The organism is Vibrio sp. 1401 (assembly GCF_033340295.1).
Genome location: NZ_JAWOWF010000615.1, coordinates 1 through 580 on the forward strand (window position 1 = coordinate 1; position 580 = coordinate 580).

A 580-nucleotide genomic window follows, 5' to 3' on the forward strand; every position below is an offset into this window, starting at 1 on the left:
CGTTGTTGCCCCAATGTTCGCCTCTCTTTTTAAAGAGGGAAAGCTGGATAAACTGCGAAATTTAAGTCGATGGGCTTGTCGTGCAAACATTGGCGCAGCTTTGCTTCCTGTCTTAGTTTGCACCCTATTTCCTGAATTCGTCATGCAGCTTTTTGGTGATGAATTTCTTGCGGCAGCTCCGCTGTTAGTTGTCCTTTCTTTAGGGCAGCTGGTCAATATCGCCACTGGCTCGGTAGGATTTTTATTGCTAATGAGCGGCCATGAGAGAACGATGAAATACATCACGATTTGTTCAGGCACTATTTCCATCGCTCTTTTGGTTTTTCTTAGCCAAAGCTACGGCGTTCTGGGGGCTGCATGGGCAATGGCGATCGGCATGGCGATCCAAAACCTTGCCGCGCTCTATTTTGTAAAACGCTATTTAGGCTTCTTTCCTGTGGGGTAACGATGACTTCGACGATCGCACGTTTAGGTTTTATTTCTATATCTCTACTGACCATCGGCCTTTCTTTGTGGAAGAGTTCAGAGCTAAATCATGCCGTTTATCTGAATATGGAGAACTATGTTGGAGGCTCAAGCA

The 580-nt window shown here is 45.9% G+C and carries 1 protein-coding gene and 1 pseudogene; both read left to right on the forward strand.

Annotated features, from left to right (window positions below):
* The coding region (locus tag R7Z77_RS27155) for a polysaccharide biosynthesis C-terminal domain-containing protein (protein WP_318137279.1) at positions 1–445 on the forward strand (445 nt) is incomplete at its 5' end.
* Between the two features lie 2 nt (positions 446–447).
* Positions 448–580, forward strand: a pseudogene (locus R7Z77_RS27160) (VanZ family protein); the annotation flags it as partial.